This is a genomic window from Vibrio nomapromontoriensis (assembly GCF_050337205.1).
Lineage (GTDB): Bacteria > Pseudomonadota > Gammaproteobacteria > Enterobacterales > Vibrionaceae > Vibrio > Vibrio nomapromontoriensis.
Window position 1 is genome coordinate 1 of record NZ_JAKJSS010000035.1, and the last position, 3919, is coordinate 3919.

Genomic DNA, 3919 nt, shown 5'->3' on the forward strand with positions numbered 1-3919 from the left:
ATTATGGGTCCCACCGACCGCATTATTGAACCGGGTGACGTGCTGATTATCGATACGGGTGCGGTGCGTGATGGTTACTTCTCTGATTTCGACCGCAACTGGGCATTTGGTCACGCCAGTGAGCAAACCAAAGCCGCGTATCGCGCCACCTATGAAGCCACCACTAAAGGTTTTGAAGCGGCGAAACCGGGCGCCACCACCACTGATATTTATAACGCCATGTGGAAAGTACTAGAAGCCAACGGCGCATTAGGGAACGACGTCGGTCGTCTTGGTCATGGTCTGGGAATGGAGCTTACTGAGCGTCCATCTAACACCGCCACCGACAACACCATCCTAGAGCCGGGCATGGTGATGACGCTTGAACCGGGCATGGTCTACGCACCGGGCAAATCTATGGTGCACGAGGAGAATATTGTCATCACCGAAAACGGCGCGGAATGGTTGTCTGAACGCGCGGCCCCTGAACTCATCATCATCGACTAATTCAATTAATCATAACAATAAGCCAACGCATGATATCCATGACGTTGGCACCCTACTAAGGACTGAAAAATGAACACGACAAAGAAAAATGTATTTTTAGGCTGGATTGCAGCCATCGCTGTTGCCTGTATATGGGGCGTAACCGGGGTCGTCTCTAAGCCACTCTCTATGGCCGTCGACCCAATGACATTAGTTTTCTTCCGCTACGTCACTGCTGTGGTTGGCCTCTCTATTATCTACATGTTTACGTCTCGTAGTAAAAGTCTGAGTGTTGACCTAGGTAAGTCCCTTAAAATCGAGAAAAAGGATTTCGCTCGTATCGCGTTATGCGGCATTGTTGGTCAAGGCGTATTCTCGCTGTTCAACTTCCTCTCTCTAGCGCACATTGGCGCAACGGAAAATGGCGTAATCCAAGGCATGCAGCCGTTTGCGACCGTTTTCTTTGGCATGATGTTCATGAACTTTAGAATGAACAAAATTCAATGGGGTGCTTTCATTGCGTCGGCGCTTTGTATCTACGCAATGAGTGTAGGGCCAACCAATTCTATCGAAGGTGGTACCGCATTATTAGGTTATGTCTATGTGACATGCTCAATGCTTGCACTAGCATGGACAGCACACCTTCGTGCCAGCCTTGCGGAAAAGTATGGATCTGTCGTCTCTATGCTTTACCAATACATTTCTGTAGCAGTGATGGGCGTGTTTGTTGTCATCGCTATGGGACTCGACTTGTCACAAATTTACATCATCTTCTCAAGCCCACTACTGATTGGCCTGCTTATTTTCTTAGGTACAGGCATCTCAGGTGGTAGCTACCTAGTACAACTCTACTCGTTCAAACAAATCGGCGTAGAAAAATCAACAATGGCATTAAACCTCATGCCACTGGTCGGCTACTTGGTTGCCGTTCTCACTCTAGGAGAAGAAATGGTCCTAAGCAAAACCATCATTGTTTCTCTTATTGTGGTTGCGCTTTACATCTTCACTAAATACGAAACAAAAGAAACACCTGAAGAAACAATCAGCCTTAAGACCCAAGAAGCAAAATAATTCATTACTTAACCAATGTTATACCGCAGGTGATTGATGACCAATCACCTGCAAATAGGAGAATGTAAATGTCTGTAGAATGTTCCGCAATTGAATGGCGTCGCCACCTACATCAGTACCCTGAATTCGGTACTGAAGAGTTTAAAACCGCAGAATTCGTTGCAAACAAACTAGAGGAATTTGGCCTAGAGGTGCACCGTAACATCGGTGGCACAGGTGTGGTAGGTATCCTGAAAAATGGTACTAGTACTCGTTCAATCGGTTTGCGAGCGGATATGGATGCTTTACGTATCCAAGAACAAAATACCTTCTGTCACGCCTCTAAACACGAAGGCGCAATGCACGCCTGTGGCCATGACGGCCACACTGCCATGCTTTTGGGCGCGGCATGTGAACTGGCACAAACGAAGAGCTTTGACGGCACAGTGTATTTCATTTTCCAACCGGATGAAGAACGCGGCACCGGTGCTAAAGCGATGATAGAAGATGGGCTCTTTACTCGCTGGAACATGGACTCAATCTATGCCATGCATAATTTACCTGGTATTCCTGCAGGCAAATTTGTCACTCGCCCTAGCTCTATTATGGCCAGCGAAAGTAGCTTTGAAATTGTCGTCAAAGCTACAGGTGGTCACGCGGCACTTCCTCACATGGGCACCGACCCTATCGTCGTAGGCGCGCAAATTGTTACTGCACTACAAACCATTGTGTCTAGAAACCTAAGTGCAATTAATGAAACAGCCGTTATCTCGGTAACCAACTTCGAAACCAACGGCACCGTGAATGTTATCCCTTCACAGGTAACAATCAGCGGTGACACTCGTAGCTTTACTGACGAAGCGTTACACAAGATTGAAGCGGCTATTGAACGTGTTGTCGCAGGTCAATGTATGGCAGCAGGCGTTGACTATCAGTACACCTTTAACAATAGCTTCCTTTCTACCATCAACACACCAGAAGAAACCGAGCATGCCATTAAGGCCGCTCAACAGGTCGTAGGCACAGAAAACGTCGATGGCGCTTGTGAACCATTCACCATCAGCGAAGACTTCTCGTTTATGCTTCGTGAAGTTAAGGGGTGCTACATTTTAGTGGGTAACGGAATTGGTGAATGCGGCGGAACCGCATTACACAATCCGCTTTACGACTTTAATGACGAAATTTTGGGTCATGGTATCCAATATTGGAAAGCACTCGTAGAAGGGCAATTAAGCGCGTAGTTACCCCCAAAAAACACTCGCTTCGCAAGGCTAACTTGCCCAATTAACGAACAAAAGAGTACGTCACGGCGTGCTCTTTTTTGCTTAATAATAACCAGAGACATGAACAAAACAGCCCAATACTCACTATAGATTCAATATCTAAACTCAGAACCTTAAACTCAACACCTTAACTTCAACGCCATAAACTCAAGACGCTAAAGCTGTGACTGCTTTTTAGTAGCCTAGCCAGTTTCCAATTCATCTACTTCGCTGCTTCAAACGTTCCGGTAGGTGACAACACAATAGTGACCAGTCACACCGCCAGCGCGCTTTCTTCTTTCTTCTTTCTTCTTTCTTCTTTCTTCTTTCTTCTTTCTAGCAAACAGTATGAAATAAAGATACCGCGCCTTTACGTGTACTTGCTAATATCCAGTTGCTTTATGCATACATACAAAAAAAGCGCATCATCGATGCGCTTTTTCATTGCTAAGATAGCCCGCCATAACCTACGATGCGGCGTACTCACCTTCCCATACGATACGACGGTAACGATCGGGATTGGTGTCCCCTTCGGTACTAAACAGCAAAACCACTGACTCTGCATTTAGACCCACTTGCTCATCCAAACCCTGTGTATGCAATTCACGTAGTACACCCAAGGTGATCGCCCCTGACTCACCACTGATGATCTTTGGATCATCGCTCAGTGGGTTACCCAAGATGCGCATACCGTTCGCGGACACACTGTCCTCTACCGAGACAAAATAACGACTGCAATCACGCAGAACAGGCCACGTCACCGGATTAGGCTCACCGCACGCAAGCCCTGCCATAATGGAGTTCAAATCACCGCTCACGTTCACCATATCACCTTCTGCGCTGGTGCCTGAACGATAAATACAATCCGCAGCCGCAGGCTCTGCAATAATAGTATCAAAGGTATCAGCGCCGAGTTTATCCGCTAAATACCCCAATACACCGCCCGCCATCGCGCCAACACCCGCTTGCAATACCACATGCGTCGGCATGCCAAATTCCAGCGCCGCAACTTGCTCAACCGCTTCATCCGCCATGGTCATGTAACCTTGAGAAATCCACGTTGGGATTTCTTCATACCCTTCCCAAGCCGTGTCTTGTACTAGCATCCAACCATTTTCTTGCGCCGTTTCATTAGCAAGGCG

General features: G+C 47.2%; 4 protein-coding genes. 3 read left to right on the top strand and 1 reads right to left on the bottom strand.

The features are described 5' to 3' along the window. The 3 genes from L4D05_RS23890 to L4D05_RS23900 all read left to right on the top strand — a co-directional run. Positions 1-486 (top strand): M24 family metallopeptidase (locus tag L4D05_RS23890; RefSeq protein WP_428795484.1); only part of this gene is annotated, 486 nt, incomplete at its 5' end. A 69-nt stretch (positions 487-555) separates the two neighbouring features. Next, positions 556-1536 (top strand): DMT family transporter, encoded by a 981-nt coding sequence (locus L4D05_RS23895; protein ID WP_428795485.1) that lies wholly within the window; start codon positions 556-558, stop codon positions 1534-1536. Positions 1537-1604: 68 nt separating this feature from the next. Then, entirely contained in the window at positions 1605-2756 is a 1152-nt protein-coding gene (locus L4D05_RS23900; RefSeq protein WP_428795486.1) for a M20 aminoacylase family protein, read from the top strand. Positions 2757-3244: 488 nt separating this feature from the next. On the opposite strand, the gene L4D05_RS23905 is transcribed toward L4D05_RS23900, so the two are convergent. After that, a partial coding sequence (locus L4D05_RS23905) for a diaminopropionate ammonia-lyase (protein WP_428795487.1) occupies positions 3245-3919 on the bottom strand: 675 nt, incomplete at its 5' end.